The following is a 17,892-nucleotide window of genomic DNA, read 5'->3' as shown; positions in this document are numbered from 1 at the left end:
TCGCGGTTGCTCTCACCGGTTCGACAAGACAGCCCACCGGATGGTGAAGCGACGCGCCGGCCTCACAATCCGCGAGGTCGCGTTGTCGAACCGGTGAGACGAACACATCGCCAAGCGAACAGGAGCTCAGACCGCCCATGACTACCTCGATGCCGGCAACGACGTTCACCGACCCGGCGCCCGCGCGGCGCCTGGAGCGGGCGGCCACCGCGCTGACCACCCACGGCTTCGCCGTGGAGATCCTCGACGACGCCGCCGGCGCGCGTACCCGCGTCAGGGAGCTGCTGCCGGCGGGAGCCAGTGTGTTCACCGGGGCCAGCGAGACCCTCCGCCTGTCAGGCATCGCCGAGGACATCAACGACAGCGGGCGGTACGACGCCATCAGGCCACGCGTCCTGGCCATGGACCGCGCCACCGAGATGGACGAGATCCGGCGGCTGACCGCCAGCCCCGAGGTGATCGTGGGCAGTGTCCACGCGGTCACCGAGACCGGCTCCCTCGTGATCGCCTCGGGCAGTGGAAGCCAGCTGCCGGGCAACGCCGGTGGCGCCGCCCGCGCGATCTGGATCGTCGGGGCGCAGAAGGTGGTGCCCGACCTGCCGACCGCGCTGCGGCGGGTCGAGGACCACTGCCTCCCGTTGGAGAACGCCCGCACCCAGGAAGCCTACGGGTGGCCCAGCGTCGTCAACCGGCTCCTCATCCTCAACGCCGAATTCCATCCCGGCCGCGGCACGGTGCTGCTGCTCAGGGAAGCCATCGGCTTCTGAGCCACCGGGCTCGTCCTGCCGAGCCGGCGCGGCGGCCCAGGTCGACGGGACGGCGGGGCGGCGGCCTGGTCAGTCCTCGCCGTCCTCCTCCGCGTGGGAGCGGTGGTCGATCGCGGTCAGGTGGGCGCGCATGGCCGCGACCGGGGCCGCCGGGTCGCCGGACTCGAACGCGGCCAGGATGGCGGCGTGTTCGGCGACGGCCTGCTCCGTGTCGAAGGTGCCGTGGTCGACGGACTGGCGGAGCCGGTGGGCGTGGGCGTTCAGCGACTCCGCCATCTGGGCCAGGAAGTGGTTGCCGGCGGCCCGGATGATCACCAGATGGAAGTCCCAGTCGGCGGTGAAGCACTCGCGGAGGTCGGCGTAGCCGGTCGGCGGGCCCTGGCCGCCGCGGACCTGGGCGACCTGGTGGGCGGCCAGCACGTGGCGGGCGTGCGCGGCGCGCAGGTCGCCGAGCAGCTCGGCGGCGCGGGGGGCGGCGCGTTCGACGGCGGCGATCTCGACGACGGCCCGCGCGTCCATCAGCTCCGTCATCTGGGCGGCGGAGAGCGGGGGCGCGACGCGGTAGCCCTTGAGCGCGGTCCTGGAGATCAGGCCGGTGTGCTCCATCTGCACCAGGGCCTCGCGCACCGGCGTCTGGGAGACGCCCAACTCCCGTGACAGCGAGTCGATGTTGAGCGAGCTGCCGGGCGGCGTCGAACCGTCGAGCAGCTTCTCCAGGATCGCGTCGTAGACGCCGTCACGGAGGGCGCGACGCGGGACCACGGAGGTCTTCGGCTGGGTTGTCGGGCTCTGCGGAGTCATAGCGGATCGATGGTATCGGGCGACCGGAGCCGCACACCGGGTATACCCATGAGCGTAGATCCTATACGATCCACGATACGGGCGCCCCCGCTGACATCGACGTTCGGAGACGCACATGCCCTTCTCTGCGCAGGACTGGCCGATCGGCGCCGCGCTGCTGCAGTTCCCCGACGCCCAGGACGCGCCCGCGGCGCGTTGGGCGGCGACCCTGCACGAGGTCGCGGACGCCGGGTTCGCGCACGTGGACCTCACCGACACGTGGACGCGGCCTGGCGACCTGGCCCCCGAGCGGCGCCGGGAGTTGGTCGGCGCGCTGAAGGAGGCGGGGCTCGGCGTGACCGCCATCTCCACCGTCCGGCGCAGCGTGACCGACCCGGACGAGGACCGGGCGGGCGAGAACCTGGCGTACCTGCTCAGGACGGTCGAGGCGGCGGCCGAGCTCGGGGTGGGCGTGGTGAGCGTCGGCCTGCACCGGGAGCTCACCGAGCGGCAGCGGGCCGCCGTGTGGTTCTGGACGGAGCCGGGGGCCGGCGATCCGGCCGGCGACGAACGGACCTGGGCGCTGGCGGTGGAGCGGCTGCGGGCCGTCGGCGAGCGGGCCGCCGGGCTCGGGGTCGCGGTGTCGCTCGAGATGTACGAGGACACCTACCTCGGCACCGCGCAGAGCGCGGTCCGGCTGGTGCGGGAGATCGACCTCGCCAACGTCGGGCTCAACCCGGACATCGGGAACCTGGTCCGGCTGCACCGGCCGGTGGAGGACTGGGAGCGGATCATGGTGGAGACCGCGCCGTACACCAACTACTGGCACCTCAAGAACTACTACCGGGACCACGACCCGGCCACCGGCGCCTACTTCACCGTGCCGGCGCCCGCCGAGTCCGGGTTCGTCGACTACCGGCGGGCCGTGGAGATCGCGCTGGCGGCCGGCTTCTCGGGGCCGATCTGCGTGGAGCACTACGGCGGCGACGGGTTGGGCGTGTCCGCGAGCAACCGGGACTATCTGCGGCGGGTGTTGGCGGCCAAGCTGCGCGGGGGTGCGCGGTGACGGTGCTCTGCAACGATCCGGCGGTGTTCGCCGACGAGGCGATCGAGGGGTTCGTGGCCGCGCACGCCGGCCGGGTGCGGCGGGTGCGCGGCGGGGTGGTGCGGTCCGCCGCGACCCCGCGGGGGCAGGTGGCGCTGGTGGTGGGCGGCGGCAGCGGCCACTATCCGGCGTTCGCCGGCTGGGTCGGTCCTGGTCTTGCCCACGGCGCGGCGTGCGGGAACCTGTTCGCCTCGCCCTCCGCGGCCCAGGTGGCCTCGGTGGCGCGGGCCAGCGAGGCCGGCGGCGGGGTGATCCTCTCCTTCGGCAACTACGCCGGCGACGTCCTGCACTTCGGGCAGGCGGCGGTCCGGCTGCGGGCCGAGGGGCTCGACGTGCGGGTGCTGACGGTGACGGACGACATCGCCTCGGCGCCGCCGGAGAACCACGGGCTGCGCCGTGGGATAGCCGGCGATCTGGTGGCGTTCAAGGTGATGGGCGCGGCGGCCGAACGCGGTCTCGGCATCGACGAGGTGGAGCGGCTCGGTCGTCGGGCGGTGGCGGCGACCCGCTCGCTCGGCGTCGCCTTCGGCGGCTGCACGCTGCCGGGCGCGGCCGAGCCGCTGTTCACGGTGGAGCCAGGCCGGATGGCGCTCGGCCTCGGCATCCACGGCGAACCCGGCATCGAGGAGCGGGAGTTGGCGAGCGCGGACGCGGTGGCCGACCTGCTGGTCGACCGGCTGCTCGCCGAGCGCCCGCGCTGGCACGCCGGCTACGCCGAGGACCGGGTGGCGGTGCTGGTCAACGGTCTCGGCGAGACCAAGTACGACGAACTCTTCCTGGTGCACCGGCGGGTGGGGGCCCGGCTCGCCGAACACGGCCTGCGGGCCGTGGACCCCGAGGTCGGCGAGCTGGTGACCAGCATGGACATGGCCGGGCTCTCGCTCACCCTGGCCTTCCTCGACGACGAGTTGGCCGAGCTGTGGCGGGCGCCGGCCGACTCCCCCGCCTACCGGAAGGGGGCCGTCGCGCCGCGCCAGGAGCGGACGGACGATCCGGCGGCGTACGCGGCGCCGCCGCCGATCGCCGCCGGGACCGGGCCCTCCAGGGCGGCGGCCGGGCGCCTGGTGGCGGCGCTTGGGACGCTCAGGGACGCGGTGGCCGGGGAGGAGGAGCGGCTCGGCCGGCTCGACGCGGTGGCCGGGGACGGCGACCACGGCATCGGGATGCGGCGGGGCGCGGAGGCGGCGGCGACGGCCGGCGCGGACGCGGCGGCGGCCGGCGCGGAGGCGATGACCACCCTGGTCCTGGCCGGCGAAGCGTGGTCGGAGCGGGCCGGCGGCACCTCGGGGGCGCTGTGGGGCGTGATGCTGACGGCGTTCGGCGCGGCGCTCGGCTACGACGCGGCGCCGGGCCGGGATCAGCTGGTGGAAGGGGTGCGGGCCGCGGTGGCGGCCGTGACCGCGCTCGGCGGCGCGGCGCCGGGCGACAAGACGCTGGTGGACGCGGCCCTGCCCTTCGCCGAGACGCTGACCCGGGCCCTCGCCGAGGGCGAACGGCCGGCCGCCGCCTGGGAGTCGGCGGCCCTGGCCGCGACCCGGGCGGCCGAGGCGACGGCCGCCGTCCCGGCCAGGATCGGCCGGGCGCGGGTGCACGGCGAACGCGGGATCGGCACCCCCGACCCGGGCGCCGTCTCGTTCGCACTGATCGTGACGGCCCTGAGCGAGGAGTTCTGTTGAGGCTGCGGATAGCGGTGGGCGCGGACGGCGCCGGCTACGACTACAAGGAGGCGCTCAAGGCCGACCTGGCGGCCGACGAGCGGGTGGCGGAGGTCGTCGACGTCGGGATCGTGTCGGGGCAGGGCACCGACTACCCCCATGTCGCCGTGGACGCGGCCCGGTTGGTGGCCGAGGGGCGGGTGGACCGGGCACTGCTGGTGTGCGGCACCGGCCTCGGGGTGGCGATCGCCGCCAACAAGGTGCCGGGCGTCCGGGCCGTGACGGCGCACGACTCGTTCTCGGTGGAGCGTTCCGTGCTCTCCAACGACGCGCAGGTGCTCTGCCTCGGCCAGCGGGTGATCGGCCTCGAACTGGCCCGCCGGCTGGCCCGCGAGTGGCTCGCCTACACGTTTGACCCGGCCTCCGCCTCGGCGGCCAAGGTCGAGGCGATCCGCTCCTATGAGAGATAGGGATGGGGTCCGCTGGCTCGGCACCAGCTTCAAGATGACCAAGACCATCGCCGAGTCGACGGCCTACGCGGCACGGCTGCGGGACGCGATCGGCGCCGAACCGCCGCCGGGCGTGCGGCCGTTCGTGATCCCGCCGGCGACGGCGATCGAGCCGGTGGCGCGAACGCTGGGCCCCGGCTCGCCGGTGCTGGTGGGCGCGCAGAACGCGCACTGGGCCGACGAGGGCGCCTGGACCGGCGAGCTCTCGATGCCGCAGGTGGCGGACGCCGGGGCACGGATCGTGGAGATCGGCCACTCGGAGCGCCGGGCGCACTTCGCCGAGACCGACGCCACGGTCCGCCTCAAGGTCGCCGCGGCCCTCCGACACGGGCTCGTCCCGCTGGTGTGCGTCGGCGAGGACGCGGCCACGTTCGCCGCCGGCCGGTCGGCCGCCCACGTGGTGGCCCAGGCGACCGCCGCGCTCGACGGACTCGCGGGCACGGACGGCGTGTTGCTGGCGTACGAGCCGGTGTGGGCGATCGGCGAACACGGCCGCCCGGCCGGCCCTGCGGAGATCGCGGAGCCGGTCGCCGCCCTGCGGGCGGCGCTCGGCGACCGCGTCGCCGGCATCCTCTACGGCGGCTCCGTCTCGCCGGCCAACGCCGCCGGCCTGCTCGAAGTCCCCGGCATCGACGGCCTCTTCGTCGGCCGCGCCGCCTGGCGGGTGACGGGCTTCCTGACCCTCCTGGAGATCACCGGCGCGCGCTGACTCACTCCTCGCCGGAGAATCGCTCCCAGGCGGACTGCCGGGAGACGCCCAGGGTCAGGCCGATCCTGGCCCAGGTGACCCCGCGGTGGCGCAGCTCCCGGACCCAGGACCGTAGATCCGCCTCCACCTGCTCGGCCACCGCGGCGACCCTGGGAATGTGCTCGAGCATCTGCTCGTCCGTCATCGCCGCCCACATCGGCAGCCGGGGCGTGTGTGGCCGGTCGCGGTACTCCTCGATCACGGCGTCGGCCCGCGTCACGCACTCGTCGCAGATGAGCACGCCGGGCCCGGCGACCAGCTTCCGCACCTCCTCGCTGGCCCGGGCACAGAACGAGCAACACGAGCTCTCCACCGCCTGGTTCACCGTCGTCATGTCGCGGCCTCCTCCTCAGGGCACTGTCAGGGTGATCCTGACGGAAACGCTAGACCCGTCAGGGTTGCCTTGACAACCGTCCGGAGGCTTCTGCCCGAAAATGAAAGAAGTTGGGCATGTCACGACTCTTCATATTGCAGTCGCAGGAATCTACGCTTCCGGGCGCGACCGTTCCCAGGGGCGGGGAGAAGGAGAGCACCGTGACGGAGAAGCACATGGCGTCGAGGCGGAGACTGTTGGGGTCGGCGGGTGCCGCCGCGATGGCGGGCACGCTGGCCGGGTTGCCGGGCGAGGCGGCGGCCGACGGCCGCCTGGGGCACGGCCGGCGGCGGGATATTCCGGCCGGTCGGATCGGGATCCAGCTGTTCACCGTCCGCGACCTGTTCGCCGACAACGAGCTCGACATGCCCGGCACCTTCGAGATCCTCGCCGACGCCGGCTACGCCGAGTTCGAGATCGGCGGCGACTACGACGGCCGCACCCCGGCCCAGGTCCGCGCGCTGGCGGACGAGTACGGCCTGCGGGTCGCCGGCAACCACTTCGGGCCCCGCCAGATGATGCAGAACATCTGGTACGACCGCCGGGAGCGCGCCCGGATCTACGAGGAGGCGCACACCCTCGGGCTGCCCGCCGTCGGCACCGGGCACTCGTACGTCGCGCCGCTCACGGTCGACGGCTACAAGGAGATGGCCGCGGCCTTCAACGTCTGGGGCGAGGAGGCCGTCCGCAACGGCTTCGACTACTTCTACTTCCACAACCACGACATCGAGTTCACGATCGTCGACGGCCGGCCGCTCTACGACGTCCTGCTCGAGGAGACCGACCCCCGCTACGTCAAGTTCGAACTGGACCTCGGCTGGATCGAGATCTCCGGGCAGAGCGCCTACGACTACGTCAGCCACGACCCGGACCGCTTCCCGATGTTCCACGTCAAGGACGTCCGCTGGGACCCGGAGGGACCGCGGGTGGCGGCGGCCGGCACCGCCAACGCGGGGCGGCGCTACTCCTTCGCCAACCTCGGCAAGGGCGACCTCGACTGGCCGCGGATCTTCTCGGCGCTCCGCGACCCCGCCCGCCACCACTTCCTGGTCGAGCACGACGACGCCGGCATGGACGAGACCGTGGACGGGACGTCGCCGAGGCCGCGCAACCCGGCGGGCTCGGCCAACACGGCCTGGACCGGCCGCAAGTACCTCGGCGACCTGGAGATACCGCGGCGCGGCCACCGCTGACCGCTCCTCCCGCGCGGCGCCGCCGTGGCCCGGCAGACGGGCGAGTGCGCCGGCCGGCTGCCGGCCGGCGCCGGTGCCGCGCGGGTAGGGTCCGTCCCGAGTGGCGGAACCAGGGAAGTCGAGGAGCACCGGTGATCGACCTCAACAGCGATGTCGGCGAGGGGTTCGGGCAGTGGCGGCTCGGGGACGACGACGCGTTGCTCACCGTCGTCACCAGCGCCAACGTCGCCTGTGGCTTCCACGCCGGCGACCCCACCGTGATGCGGCGGGTCTGCGCCGGCGCCGCCGAGCACGGGGTGGCCGTCGGCGCCCAGGTCGGCTACCGCGACCTGCCGGGGTTCGGCCGCCGGTTCATCGACGTCGACCCGGCCGAGCTGGTGAACGACGTCGTCTACCAGCTCGGCGCGCTCGACGCCTTCGCCCGGCTGGCCGGCACCCGCGTCGCCTACGTCAAGCCGCACGGCGCGCTCTACAACGCGATCGTCCACCACGAGGCCCAGGCCGCGGCCGTCGTCGAGGCGGTGCGCCGCTACGACCCGACGCTGCCGGTGCTCGGCCTGCCGGGCAGCGTCTGGCTGCGGGCCGCGGCCGAGGCCGGACTGACCCCGGTGCACGAGGCGTTCGCCGACCGCGCCTACACCCCGGAGGGCACGCTGGTGTCGCGCCGCGATCCTGGCGCGGTGCTGCACGACCAGGACGAGATCGTGGCCCGCTGCCTGCGGATGGTGACCGAGGGCCTGGTGACGGCCGTCGACGGCACCGAAGTGCCGGTCAACGTGCGGTCGTTGTGCGTGCACGGGGACACCCCAGGCGCGCTGGGCATCGCCCGGCGGCTGCGGGCCGAGCTCGAACGCGCGGGGCACGCCCCCGAGCCGTTCGCGGTGCCCGCCGCGTGACCGGGTCGCCGGACGGCCGGCTGCTCGGCGTGCGGCGGGTCGGCGAGCGGGCGGTGCTCGCCGAGCTCGACGGGCTGCCCACGGTGCTGGCGCTGCGCGCCTCGCTCGTCGGTGACCGGCCGCCTGGCGTGGCGGAGCTGGTGCCGGCGGCCGCCACCCTGCTGGTCGGCTACGACCCCGCGGTCACCGGCCACCGGGAGCTCGCCGGGGCGTTGGCCGCGCGGGTCGCGGCGCTGACCGCCGAGGACGTCGACCACCCGCCCTCGCCGCACGACACGCTGACCGTCCCGGTGCGCTACACGGGGCCCGACCTGCCCGAGGTGGCCGAGGCGACCGGGCTCGACGTGGCCGAGGTCGTGGCCAGGCACACCGCGCCGCTCTACACCGTGGCGTTCGCCGGCTTCGCGCCGGGATTCGGCTATCTGACCGGCACCGACCCGGTGTTGCACCTACCGCGCCGGGCCGAGCCGCGCACCGCCGTGCCGGCCGGCTCGGTGGCCGTCGCCGGCGGCTTCACCGGCGTGTATCCCCGGTCCTCGCCCGGCGGTTGGCGGCTGCTCGGCACCACGGAGGTGCCGCTGTGGGATCCGGACCGCGACCCGCCCGCGCTGCTGGTGCCGGGGCGCACGGTGCGCTTCACGGCGCTGCCAGGCGGTGCGGCGTGAGCGCCAGGGAGCTGACGGTCGTGGCGACCGGGCCGCTGGCCACCGTGCAGGACCAGGGCCGGCCCGGCTACGCCGAGTTGGGCGTGCCGCGCTCGGGCGCGGTCGACCGGCCGGCGCTCGCGCTGGCCAACCGACTGGTGGGCAACCCGGCGGACGCGGCCGGCGTCGAGGCCACCCTCGGCGGGCTGCGGCTGCGGGCGCGCGGGCCCGGCGTGCTGTATGTGGCGGTGACCGGCGCGCCGGGGCCCGTCGCGGTCGGCGGGGTGCCGGCGCCGTTCGGCGCGCCGTTGCCGCTGCGGGACGGGGCGCTGTTGGAGGTGGGCGCGCCGGCCTCCGGGCTGCGGAGCTATGTGGCGGTGCGGGGCGGGGTCGACGTGCCGCCGGTGTTGGGCTCGCGGGCCACGGACCTGCTCTCCGGTCTTGGCCCCGAGCCGCTGCGGCCGGGCGCCACGCTGCCGGTCGGGGCGCCGGCCGCGCCGTTCTTCGGCGTGGACCAGGCGCCGTGTTCGGCGCCGCCCGAGGAGTTCACGCTCCGGGTGCTGCCCGGGCCGCGCGACGACTGGTTCACCGGCGAGGCGGCGGAGCGGCTCCAGTCGGCGCGCTGGACGGCGACCAGCCGGAGCAACCGGATCGGGATCCGGCTCGCGGGTCCCGCGCTCGACCGGGCGAGGGCGGGCGAGCTGCCGGCCGAGGGCATGGTGTCGGGCGCCCTCCAGGTGCCGCCGAACGGGCAGCCGGTGCTGTTCCTGGCCGACCATCCGGTGACCGGCGGCTATCCGGTGATCGCCGTGGTCCACGGCGCCGACCTGCCGCTGGCGGGGCAGATCCCGCCGGGCGCCGGGGTGCGGTTCCTGGCCGTGCGCTGAGGGCGGCCGGCCGCGTCCTCACCCGACGACGCTGGTGAGGGCGGCCCACAGCAGCGGCGCGTGCTCCACGGCCCCGGTGGCGCGCCACAGGTCGAGCCGCTCGCGTTGCCAGCGGCACAGGTGCCGCACCGGGTCCGGGTGTTCGTGGGCGGCGTCGACGGCGACGACCGCCGCGGAGAGCGGGCGCACCGAGGAGGGCAGCCCGGCCAGCCGGTGGAAGGCGTGGCTGGTCGGCAGCGTCCAGCGGGTGGCGGTGACCAGTTCGGCGCCGTTGTGGAGCATCGCCGTGGCCAGGCCGAACGACTCGGCGAAGCGCAGGTCGCCGCCGCTCTCGCAGGCGATCAGCGCGACGCGCGGCGGCGCGGGCCAGATCAGCGCCCCCGGCACGCCGTCGGCCCGCAGCGGCAGGGTGCCGAGCAGCAGGTCCTTGACCGAGAGCGGCCGGTGGGTGCCGCGCGCCACCTCGGTAAGACCGGTCGTGCCAGGGCCGCAGGCCAGGTGCAGGGTGATGTCCTCGCTCTGCCCGCCGTCGACCGGCACGCCGCTGACATGTCCGACGTACAGCAGCCGGCGTGCCCCGGCGCGGAGCACGTCGCCGAGCCAGTCCCGGTCCTGGTCGGTGCGGCGGAACGCCTCGGCCGGGTCGGCGAGGCGCGGCACGACGGCGCCCGCGTCGATCCCGCGCCGGACGAGCGCCGTCAGCTCGGGGTCGGATCCCGGCGGTCCGAGGACCGAGCCGAGTGCGGAGTCGGCGCGGAAGCCGGGCACCCGGGGGTCGAGGACGAGCACCACGGCGTCGCCGTCAGGCGCCGGGCGGGCGTCGGGGGTGGGGCCGGGGCCCGGGCGGCGCAACGAGGCAGGCGCGGTGGTCACGATGTCCGCGAGGTCGACGAGCCGCGCGTCGTCGTCGACGGCGAGGAGCTCCCAGGGCACCTGGGCGACCCGGGGCGACGGCTGGATCCGGATCAGCGGGCGGCCGGCGGCGGCCGACACGTGGCGGAGCTGGGCGGTGAGCCCGGGCGGCCACAGCGCCTCGGCCAGCACCCGGGCGAGCCGCGGCTCGGCCTCGTGGTCGGCCAGCGCGCCCGACTCGAACGCCCGCCGCATCCCCTCGCCCGATCCCGGCAGCGCGGCGGACAGGGCGGCGACTGCGGCGTCGACCTCGGCGGCGGGGGCGTGTCCTGTGCCGAAGCCGCGGGCGCCGACGGTCCACGTCCAGGTCATGAACAGGTCGCCGGCGTCGGCCAACCTGACCTGGACGACGGGGCCCTCGGTCAGCTCCTCGGTGACCAGAACGCCACCTCCTCGTCGCTCACGATCCGCCGGTGGTAACGGAACTCGGCGGCCGCGACGTACTCCTGGAGCGCGGTGCGGCCGGTCTCCGGCGCCATCCGCACCCGCGGCGGAGGGTTGACGCGCAGCCCGGCGGAAGCCGCGGCCTCCGCCGCCACGCCCCCGAGCGACATCGTTCCCTCCAGGTGTCCGTGGGCCTTCATGGCGGCGCTCGGGAAGACCGACACGGCCTCCCCTCCGGGCGGGGCGGCCGGCGCCGGCGGCGTACGGTCGAGCGCCAACGTGGCGCCCGCGCAGCGGTGCTCCACCAGTTCGAAGAGCAGTCCCTGGTCCTGTCGACGGATGGCGAGGCGGAAGACCAGGCTCATGGCGTCATCCGCCAACTCCCGCCACTGACTGCGCGCGTGGGCGCTGACGAAGTCGTAGCGCGCCGCATCGAGGGCCAGTGCGGCGGGAAGGGCGACGGAGATCGCGGTCTCGACCGACGTCGTCTCGTGGTCGCCGTGGTCCGTGCGGTTCAGGTTGTCCTCGAGGGTTCTCGCGAGTATCAGGTCGACCTGTGCGCACCGCTCGTACACGCCACGGGCCTGGTAGACGTCGCGAGCGGCCTGGGCGAGCCGCTTCATCTCGTCGATGTCGTCCCGGTCGTACGCCTGTTGGGCGGCGAGCAGCATGGTGTCCGCGGCGGCGATCTCGGCGCCGAGCCGCTCGAAACGGGCCAGGCTCGACGCCACCAGGTCGCTCGCCCCGACGGCGTCGCCTCGCTGGCCGGCGAGGAAGGCGCGTGCCTGCTCGCAGACCGCCAGGTAGCCGAAGTGTCGCTGCCGCTCGAAGCTCGCGGACGCTTCGGCGAACAACCGCTCCGCGAGGTCGAGTTCCCCCCGTTGCATCGCGTTGTGCGCCCGGTGCGCGAGCATCAGGTGCTGTTCGCCGGTGTCCCCCCGCGCCCGGAAGTCGTCCTCCGCGCGGGCGAAGTAGTCGTCGGCCAGGTCGAACCGTCCGGTCGAGGAACAGATCAGGCCGAGGGCGATCAGCAGCCGGGCCGGGGCCGGCCACGCGGTCGCCGGCGTGCTGGACAGCAGCGCCGAGGCGTGTTCCTCGGCCGCTCCCCACTCGCCCCGCTCGATCAGCAGATGTACCCGGTTCAAACCGAGTTCGGCGGCGCGCAGTCCCTCGGGATCGTCGAACTCGGGCAGCCTGAGCGCCGCCTCGTCGAGGCAGGCCAGCGCCTCGTCGAGCCGCCCGGTGCTGCGCAGCAGGTCGGCCCTGGCGAACAGCGTCTTCAGCAGGACCTCGAGCCACAGTTGACGGCCGAGCGGCCCCATCGGCACCGACGCGACGCCGTCGAGCAGCCCCCTGGCCAGGTCGACGGCGTCGGCCGCGCCGGGCAGGTCCGTGGCGGCGAGGCGGACGCTGGCGATGTCGGACAGCAGGTGCGCCCGCAGGAACCGCACGTCGGGCGAGTCCTCCAGGGACTCGGCGAGGGTGAGCAGTTCGTCGTAGACGGCGGACGCGGCGGCGGGATCGGCCGCCAGCTGGTGCTCCTCGGCCAGGGCGAGACCGCTGTCGAAGGGCTCTCCGTAGAGGGGGTTCACCGCTCGGCCGGGCCCGACGCCCTCGTGGTCCTTGGCGTCCTCACCGGTCGGCGGGCTCGGGGGCGGCATGTGAGGAGGGTACGTCGTCCGGAAACCGGCGGGCGACCGTCTATCGTCCACCGGAGGAAGAAGGGAGGAGCACTCATGAGCGTTCCCGTCGCACCACCGTTCGAGGTGTTCGCCACCGACACCACCCTGCTCTGCTTCGACGGCCGGGTGTTGGAGGTGTTCGGCTTCAACGACACCCACCGCTACCACATATGGCAGAGGCCACGGCTGGAGTTCGACTCCGGCCGTCGCCCCCGGATGTCGATCGTCACGGGGCACGACTACCGCCACACCTTCTCCTACGACCCGCACCGGCTCGACGGTCTGCGTGCCCTGGCCGACCTGCTGGCGCGGAGCCTCTCCGAGCGGCCGGGCACCTGAGGCGGTCGACGGGACGCGCGGCTGTGGCGGACCTCGCCGACGTCTGGCACGGCGGTGAACGCCCGCGACAGCGCGTCCACGACGCGAACCACCTCGCCGCGTGACGAGGCCCGGAGAACCACCGCGCCCCGCTGCCAGCCACCACCGAACACGTCGCCGCGGTCGAACTCGGCCGACACCACGCCGTCGACGGCGAGCACGCCGCCGACCGGCTGGGCGGACAACCACCCCCGCCCCAGGGCGTGTTCCCCGAACAGGGGTCGTGCGCGCGGACGGCCCCGTCCATAGCGTTGTCCCTGGCGGAAGGCCCGGGTGAACGAACCGGGGCCATCCCGCCTGAGCGTCATCCGGCGCCCGGGATGCCCGGGCGCACTCACCCAAGGAGGTGGCTTTCGTGGCCAACGAAAACGCGTACGAGGTTCCCACCCTGATCGAGGTCGGCGACTTCGCCGAACTCACCCAGCTCACGTCGCGGGGCTACTGGCTCGACAGCCCGTGGGGCGCCTGGTGGCTCTGAGCCACCCGTAGGCCCACGGGGCTGAGTGAAACGGGCGGTACCGTCGGGGCGGCAGTCCGACACCCCAGCCGTACCGCACCCTTCGCTCCAGCATGAGAGTGGCCCGACCGACGCCACATGCCGGTCGGGCCGCTCCACTCTGGCACTTCGGTGGAGGATACGCATGGAGTTCGTGGTACTTCCCGACCATCCGGCCGGCGCCGAGGCTCTCGCGCTGGCGCCGACCCCCGGGTTGCCGCGCCCCAGGGTGATCGAGCACCATTCCGGTCGGCCCTGGCTCGTGGGCGACTGGCGGGACGACGAGATCGTGTCCGTCTCCGCCGGCCCGCGGCGCGTCGTCCTGCTCGGCTACGCATCCGTGCGACCGGACGTCCTGGCCGCCCGGTTGGGCCGGGTCCGCACCCTGGCGGACCTGGACGACCTCGCCCGCCTGGCCGCCGGCAGCTTCCACCTCGTCGCGTCGCTCGACGGCGACGTCCGCGTCCAGGGCACGCTGTCCACCGCATGCCAGGTCTTCCACGCCACGGTCGCCGGCGTGACGATGGCGGCCGACCGCCCCGAGACGCTGGCCGACCGCGTCGGCGCGGGCGTCGACGAGGAGCGGGTGGCACTCGAACTCCTGTCTCCGTTCGGGCCTCCCTGGCCGCTCAGCGAGCGTTCGGTGTGGCGCGGGGTGCGCAGCCCACGCATCGGACACTGCCTGGAGATCGATCGGAACGGCGCCGGGCGCACCCGACGTTGGTGGACGCCGCCCGCGCCCGAACGCCCGTTGGGCGACGGCACCTTCGTCCGCGAGGCGCTGTTCGACGCCGTGGGGGCGCGCACCGCGGGCCAGCCCGTGGTCAGCGCCGACCTGTCCGGCGGTCTCGACTCGACGAGTCTCTGCTTCGTCGCCGACGCGTCAGGCGGCACACCCCTGGTGACCCTGCACTACGAGGCGCACGGCGGACGCGGTGAGGATCTGGCCTGGGCGCGCCGGGCGGCGGCCGAACTGCCGCGGGCCGACCACGTGGTGGTGCCACCGGCGGAGACACCGGACTGGTACGCGCCGTTCGCGCACACCCCGCACGACCGGGAGGGCCCGCTGATGTTCGTCCGGTCCCGGGCCACCGTCGAGCACCAGGCCGCCCTCGTCTCCTCCCGGGGCGCGCGCCGTCATCTCCAGGGCGTCGGAGGCGACGAGTTGTTCCTCCCTGGTGTGATGTGCCTGCACGGGCTGATCCGGCGCGCGCCGTCGGCGGCGCTGCCGCAGGTGCGCGCGCTGCGGTCCAGGCGCCGCTGGTCGCTGGCCACGACGGTGCGCACGCTGGCGTCCGCGCCGTCCTATCCGCGTTGGCTGGCCGGCCAGGTGGACGCGCTCGACGCGGAACGGGACTGGGGCTCGGGCGCGTACTGGGAGATCTCGCCTAAGCTCCCGCCCTGGATCACCGCGGACGCCGCGGCGACCGTCCGTCGTCTGCTTCGCGAGGCCGTCGCCGCCGGCCCCGAACCGCTGGCCGCGCTCCCGGTCCAACACGAGATGATCTGGATCAATCGGATCAACGGCTCGGCCATGCGCCGCAACTCGCGCATCGGCGCGCACGCGGGTGTCACCTTCCAGGCTCCGTACACCGACGACCGGGTGCTGGAGGCCGTGCTGTCCGTGCGCCTGGCCGATCGGGTGGCCCCGGAGCGGCTCAAGCCCGTGCTCGCGCGGGCGCTCGACGGTGTGGTGCCGGCCGGGATCCTGCATCGGACCGGTAAGGACGACGCCAGTCCCACCCTGTACGCAGGACTGCGCCGGCGCCGCGGCGAACTGCTCGACTTCGCCGAGGACACGCGCCTGGCCCGGATGGGCCTGATCGACGCGGCGGCGCTGCGCCGCCTGCTCATCGGCACCCATGCCGACACCCGGCCGCTGATGCCCTTCGATCCCACCCTCGCCTGCGAGTTGTGGCTGCGGGCGGTGTCCCCCGCGAGCACGACCGCCGCGACCCCCACGTCCCGAACCACGTAAGGAGGCACGATGACCTTCGCCCTGGCGCCCGGGGTGTCCGTCGCCGACACCGAGAACGGCACGGTGCTGCTCGACGAACGCAACGGCCGTTACTGGATGCTGAATCGCACCGGGGCCGTGGTGCTGCGCTGCCTGCTGGACGGTGAGTCGCCCGAGGAGGCGGCCCGGACGCTGCTGCGGCGCTTCCCCGACACCCCCCAGCAGGCCACCGACCACGTGGACGGCCTGCTCGAGGCCCTGCGCACGGCCAAGGTGATCCACCCGTGAGCGGCGCGACCCTGCGCCTCGAGTCGGCCAGCGCACCACCGTGGCGCCTACGCCCGCCGGCCCGGCTCGCCGCGGGCATGGCGCGCCTGCTGACCCGGCTGCCGCCGGCCAGGCTGCGCCGGGTACTGGCGTTCGCGAGCCGGGGCGCGCGCCCCGCGAGTGCGCCGCAGGCGCTGCGGGCGCGCAACGCGGTGGTGTACGTGAGCCTGGCCTGCGCGGGCCCGCGCTGCCTGCAACGGTCCATCGCCACCGCGCTGTTGTGCCGCCTGGGCGGCACCTGGCCCCAGTGGTGCACCGGTGTGGCCACCGAGCCCTTCGCGGCACACGCCTGGGTGGCCGTGGACGGCGAGCCCGTCGGCGAGGACGCCGGCCACGTTCGTGCCTTCCACGTCATCATGTCCGTGCCGCCCCGCGGATGAACGTCGACCGGCCCGACGCGGCGATCCACACGCGCGGCCTGCGGCGCGTCTACGGCGACGCCGTGGCGGTGCACGGCCTGGACCTGACGGTCGCCGAGGGGGAGAGCTTCGGCTTCCTCGGCCCCAACGGCGCCGGCAAGTCCACCACCATCGGCATGCTGTCCACCCTGCTGCGCCCGAGCGCGGGACAGGCGGCCGTGGCCGGGATCGATGTCGCGCGCCGGCCGGACGACGTCAGGCGCAGGATCGGCGTCGTCTTCCAGGATCCGACCGCCGACCAGCAGCTGACGGGGTGGCAGAACCTCAGTTTCCACGCCCGCCTGTACGGGATGTCCCGGCGCGATGTGCACGCCCAGGCGCGGGTTCTGCTGGAGATGGTGGGGCTGGCCGACCGGCGCGACGCGCCGGTGGGCACCTACTCCGGCGGCATGCGGCGCCGGCTGGAGGTGGCCCGGGCCCTGATGCACCGGCCGCGGGTGCTGTTCCTCGACGAGCCGACGACCGGACTCGACCCGCAGAGCCGGGCCCAGGTCTGGCAGAAGCTGCACGAGCTCGGTCGGCAGGACGGGGTCACCGTCTTCCTGACCACTCACTACCTGGAGGAGGCCGAACACTGCGACCGGATCGCCGTCATGGACCACGGCCGCCTCGTCGCGCAGGGGACGCCGCACGAGCTCAAGTCGGCGATCGGCGCCGACATCGTGCGCCTCCGGACGGGCGACGACCGGGAAGCGGCCCGGTCCATCCGCGAGCTGTTCGGTCTGGACGCCGAGGTCGGTCCTGACGGCGTGCGGATCAGGACGGCGGACGGGGCGCGTTGGGTACCGCGGCTGTGTGCCCAACTCAGCTCGGGCGTCACCTCGGTGACGGTCACCAGGCCGAGCCTGGACGACGTCTTCCTGCACCACACCGGCCGTTCCATGCGGAATCCGTAAGAGGAAGAGGAGAGGGAGCCGACGTGCTGGAGTCCACCGCGGAGCGCCCCGGCCGGCTCACGACCCGGCCGGCCGGCCGGCGCGCCGAGCTGGCGGCGCTGCTGGCGCTGTGCCGACGGGAGATGACCCGGCTGGTCGCGAGTCCCGTCCAGACGGGACTGACGCTGCTGAATCCGCTGCTCTACTTCGTGGTGCTCGGGACCGGGTTGAGCGGCATGGTCGGGTCCGCGTCCGGTACCGGGGACTACCTGACGTACGTCTACCCCGGGATCCTGTTGATGGCCGTGCAGATGCCCGCGCTGAACGCCGGGATGTCCCTCGTCCGCGACCGCGAGACGGGGCTGCTGCGCGCCGTGCTGGTCGCGCCGGTTCGGCGGGGCACCGTCCTGGTCGGCAAGTGCCTGGGCAGCGCGGCGACGGCGACCGCACAGGGCGGACTGCTGCTCGCCTTCGCCGGCTTCGCCGGCCTGCCCTACGACCCACTGCTGCTGCTCGCGTTGCTGGGGGAGCTGGCGCTGGTGGCGTTCACCCTGACCGCGTTCGTGACCCTGGCGGCCGTCTGCATCACCCGGATCGAGACGTTCCAGTCCGCGCTCGGCGTGGCCATGCTGCCGCTGTTCTTCCTGTCGGGCGCGATGTTCTCGGTGGCCGGACTGCCGTGGTGGCTCGCCGCGCTGACACACCTCAACCCGTTGACCTACGCGGTGGACGCGCTGCGGCAGACCGTGGCCTGGGGCGCGCCGGGCGGCGCGCTCCCGCCCGGGCCCGACTGGGGCGGCTGGGCACCGCCGCTCGGGGTCGAGCTGATGGTGATGTGCGCCCTCGGCATCGCCGCCCTGGCGCTCGCGGCGCGCCGCTTCTCCCGCGCCGAGTAGCCGGCGGCG

The 17,892-nt window shown here is 74.5% G+C and carries 20 protein-coding genes; 16 read left to right on the top strand and 4 right to left on the bottom strand.

Annotation, left to right across the window (positions count from 1 at the left end):
• Positions 1-137: 137 nt before the first annotated feature.
• The gene (locus ACYVPE_RS08460; RefSeq protein ID WP_461032812.1) at positions 138-767 is read left to right on the top strand and encodes an LUD domain-containing protein; all 630 of its coding nucleotides are present in this window, start codon (positions 138-140) and stop codon (positions 765-767) included.
• Between the two features lie 69 nt (positions 768-836).
• Here ACYVPE_RS08460 and ACYVPE_RS08455 read toward each other — a convergent pair whose 3' ends face one another.
• On the bottom strand, positions 837-1,568 hold the full coding sequence (locus tag ACYVPE_RS08455; RefSeq protein WP_461032811.1) for a GntR family transcriptional regulator: 732 nt from the start codon (positions 1,566-1,568) through the stop codon (positions 837-839).
• A 115-nt stretch (positions 1,569-1,683) separates the two neighbouring features.
• Here ACYVPE_RS08455 and ACYVPE_RS08450 point away from each other — a divergent pair, with 115 nt between their 5' ends.
• Genes ACYVPE_RS08450 through ACYVPE_RS08435 form a run of 4 tightly spaced genes read left to right on the top strand, consistent with a single transcriptional unit; the run spans position 1,684 to position 5,525 of the window.
• Complete coding sequence (locus ACYVPE_RS08450; protein WP_461032810.1) at positions 1,684-2,613, top strand: sugar phosphate isomerase/epimerase family protein; 930 nt, start codon at positions 1,684-1,686, stop codon at positions 2,611-2,613.
• On the top strand, positions 2,610-4,328 hold the full coding sequence (locus ACYVPE_RS08445; RefSeq protein WP_461032809.1) for a dihydroxyacetone kinase family protein: 1,719 nt from the start codon (positions 2,610-2,612) through the stop codon (positions 4,326-4,328). Before ACYVPE_RS08450 ends, ACYVPE_RS08445 begins: the two co-directional genes overlap by 4 nt.
• Positions 4,325-4,777, top strand: a complete 453-nt coding sequence (locus ACYVPE_RS08440) for a ribose-5-phosphate isomerase (RefSeq protein WP_461032808.1) — start codon at positions 4,325-4,327, stop codon at positions 4,775-4,777. Before ACYVPE_RS08445 ends, ACYVPE_RS08440 begins: the two co-directional genes overlap by 4 nt.
• On the top strand, positions 4,767-5,525 hold the full coding sequence (locus tag ACYVPE_RS08435) for a triose-phosphate isomerase (RefSeq protein ID WP_461032807.1): 759 nt from the start codon (positions 4,767-4,769) through the stop codon (positions 5,523-5,525). The genes ACYVPE_RS08440 and ACYVPE_RS08435 overlap by 11 nt, the downstream gene beginning before the upstream one ends.
• A 1-nt stretch (position 5,526) precedes the next feature.
• Here ACYVPE_RS08435 and ACYVPE_RS08430 read toward each other — a convergent pair whose 3' ends face one another.
• Positions 5,527-5,898 (bottom strand): ClpX C4-type zinc finger protein, encoded by a 372-nt coding sequence (locus ACYVPE_RS08430; RefSeq protein ID WP_461032806.1) that lies wholly within the window; start codon positions 5,896-5,898, stop codon positions 5,527-5,529.
• Between the two features lie 200 nt (positions 5,899-6,098).
• Here ACYVPE_RS08430 and ACYVPE_RS08425 point away from each other — a divergent pair, with 200 nt between their 5' ends.
• The 4 genes from ACYVPE_RS08425 (at position 6,099) to ACYVPE_RS08410 (ending at position 9,557) form a co-directional block, all read left to right on the top strand.
• Positions 6,099-7,130 (top strand): sugar phosphate isomerase/epimerase family protein, encoded by a 1,032-nt coding sequence (locus ACYVPE_RS08425; RefSeq protein WP_461032805.1) that lies wholly within the window; start codon positions 6,099-6,101, stop codon positions 7,128-7,130.
• A 131-nt stretch (positions 7,131-7,261) separates the two neighbouring features.
• Positions 7,262-8,026, top strand: coding sequence for a LamB/YcsF family protein (locus ACYVPE_RS08420; RefSeq protein WP_461032804.1), 765 nt, complete (start codon positions 7,262-7,264; stop codon positions 8,024-8,026).
• On the top strand, positions 8,023-8,691 hold the full coding sequence (locus ACYVPE_RS08415; protein ID WP_461032803.1) for a 5-oxoprolinase subunit B family protein: 669 nt from the start codon (positions 8,023-8,025) through the stop codon (positions 8,689-8,691). Before ACYVPE_RS08420 ends, ACYVPE_RS08415 begins: the two co-directional genes overlap by 4 nt.
• The gene (locus tag ACYVPE_RS08410; protein WP_461032802.1) at positions 8,688-9,557 is read left to right on the top strand and encodes a 5-oxoprolinase subunit C family protein; all 870 of its coding nucleotides are present in this window, start codon (positions 8,688-8,690) and stop codon (positions 9,555-9,557) included. The genes ACYVPE_RS08415 and ACYVPE_RS08410 overlap by 4 nt, the downstream gene beginning before the upstream one ends.
• An 18-nt stretch (positions 9,558-9,575) precedes the next feature.
• On the opposite strand, the gene ACYVPE_RS08405 is transcribed toward ACYVPE_RS08410, so the two are convergent.
• Both ACYVPE_RS08405 and ACYVPE_RS08400 read right to left on the bottom strand, forming a co-directional pair.
• Entirely contained in the window at positions 9,576-10,781 is a 1,206-nt protein-coding gene (locus tag ACYVPE_RS08405; protein ID WP_461032801.1) for a CHAT domain-containing protein, read from the bottom strand.
• Positions 10,782-10,831: 50 nt separating this feature from the next.
• Positions 10,832-12,514: a hypothetical protein gene (locus ACYVPE_RS08400; protein WP_461032800.1), complete on the bottom strand. Its 1,683-nt coding sequence runs from the start codon at positions 12,512-12,514 to the stop codon at positions 10,832-10,834.
• Positions 12,515-12,589: 75 nt separating this feature from the next.
• On the opposite strand from ACYVPE_RS08400, the gene ACYVPE_RS08395 reads away from it, so the two are divergent.
• From ACYVPE_RS08395 to ACYVPE_RS08365, 7 genes are all read left to right on the top strand, one after another.
• Complete coding sequence (locus tag ACYVPE_RS08395) at positions 12,590-12,874, top strand: hypothetical protein (protein WP_461032799.1); 285 nt, start codon at positions 12,590-12,592, stop codon at positions 12,872-12,874.
• 394 nt (positions 12,875-13,268) lie between these two features.
• Entirely contained in the window at positions 13,269-13,391 is a 123-nt protein-coding gene (locus ACYVPE_RS08390) for a lasso RiPP family leader peptide-containing protein (RefSeq protein WP_243744578.1), read from the top strand.
• A gap of 163 nt (positions 13,392-13,554) precedes the next feature.
• Positions 13,555-15,387 (top strand): asparagine synthase-related protein, encoded by a 1,833-nt coding sequence (locus tag ACYVPE_RS08385; RefSeq protein ID WP_461032798.1) that lies wholly within the window; start codon positions 13,555-13,557, stop codon positions 15,385-15,387.
• Positions 15,388-15,396: 9 nt separating this feature from the next.
• The gene (locus ACYVPE_RS08380; protein ID WP_461032797.1) at positions 15,397-15,654 is read left to right on the top strand and encodes a lasso peptide biosynthesis PqqD family chaperone; all 258 of its coding nucleotides are present in this window, start codon (positions 15,397-15,399) and stop codon (positions 15,652-15,654) included.
• Positions 15,651-16,073 (top strand): lasso peptide biosynthesis B2 protein, encoded by a 423-nt coding sequence (locus tag ACYVPE_RS08375; protein WP_461032796.1) that lies wholly within the window; start codon positions 15,651-15,653, stop codon positions 16,071-16,073. The genes ACYVPE_RS08380 and ACYVPE_RS08375 overlap by 4 nt, the downstream gene beginning before the upstream one ends.
• Positions 16,070-17,008 carry an ATP-binding cassette domain-containing protein gene (locus ACYVPE_RS08370; RefSeq protein WP_461032795.1) on the top strand — a complete coding sequence of 313 codons (939 nt, stop codon included), beginning with the start codon at positions 16,070-16,072 and terminating at the stop codon, positions 17,006-17,008. Before ACYVPE_RS08375 ends, ACYVPE_RS08370 begins: the two co-directional genes overlap by 4 nt.
• Positions 17,009-17,031: 23 nt before the next feature.
• Positions 17,032-17,883 (top strand): ABC transporter permease, encoded by an 852-nt coding sequence (locus tag ACYVPE_RS08365; RefSeq protein ID WP_461032794.1) that lies wholly within the window; start codon positions 17,032-17,034, stop codon positions 17,881-17,883.
• Positions 17,884-17,892: the final 9 nt, after the last annotated feature.

The sequence above is a fragment of the Streptomyces mayteni genome, from assembly GCF_054783955.1.
This window is presented reverse-complemented; position numbering and strand designations above follow the sequence as displayed.

Coding starts and splice junctions, on each gene's coding strand:
- ACYVPE_RS08385 (WP_461032798.1), top strand. CDS start 13,555: ATGGAGTTCGTGGTACTTCCCGACCATCCGGCCGGCGCCGAGGCTCTC.
- ACYVPE_RS08455 (WP_461032811.1), bottom strand. CDS start 1,568: ATGACTCCGCAGAGCCCGACAACCCAGCCGAAGACCTCCGTGGTCCCG.
- ACYVPE_RS08370 (WP_461032795.1), top strand. CDS start 16,070: ATGAACGTCGACCGGCCCGACGCGGCGATCCACACGCGCGGCCTGCGG.
- ACYVPE_RS08430 (WP_461032806.1), bottom strand. CDS start 5,898: ATGACGACGGTGAACCAGGCGGTGGAGAGCTCGTGTTGCTCGTTCTGT.
- ACYVPE_RS08400 (WP_461032800.1), bottom strand. CDS start 12,514: ATGCCGCCCCCGAGCCCGCCGACCGGTGAGGACGCCAAGGACCACGAG.
- ACYVPE_RS08435 (WP_461032807.1), top strand. CDS start 4,767: ATGAGAGATAGGGATGGGGTCCGCTGGCTCGGCACCAGCTTCAAGATG.
- ACYVPE_RS08405 (WP_461032801.1), bottom strand. CDS start 10,781: ATGACCTGGACGTGGACCGTCGGCGCCCGCGGCTTCGGCACAGGACAC.
- ACYVPE_RS08380 (WP_461032797.1), top strand. CDS start 15,397: ATGACCTTCGCCCTGGCGCCCGGGGTGTCCGTCGCCGACACCGAGAAC.
- ACYVPE_RS08460 (WP_461032812.1), top strand. CDS start 138: ATGACTACCTCGATGCCGGCAACGACGTTCACCGACCCGGCGCCCGCG.
- ACYVPE_RS08450 (WP_461032810.1), top strand. CDS start 1,684: ATGCCCTTCTCTGCGCAGGACTGGCCGATCGGCGCCGCGCTGCTGCAG.
- ACYVPE_RS08395 (WP_461032799.1), top strand. CDS start 12,590: ATGAGCGTTCCCGTCGCACCACCGTTCGAGGTGTTCGCCACCGACACC.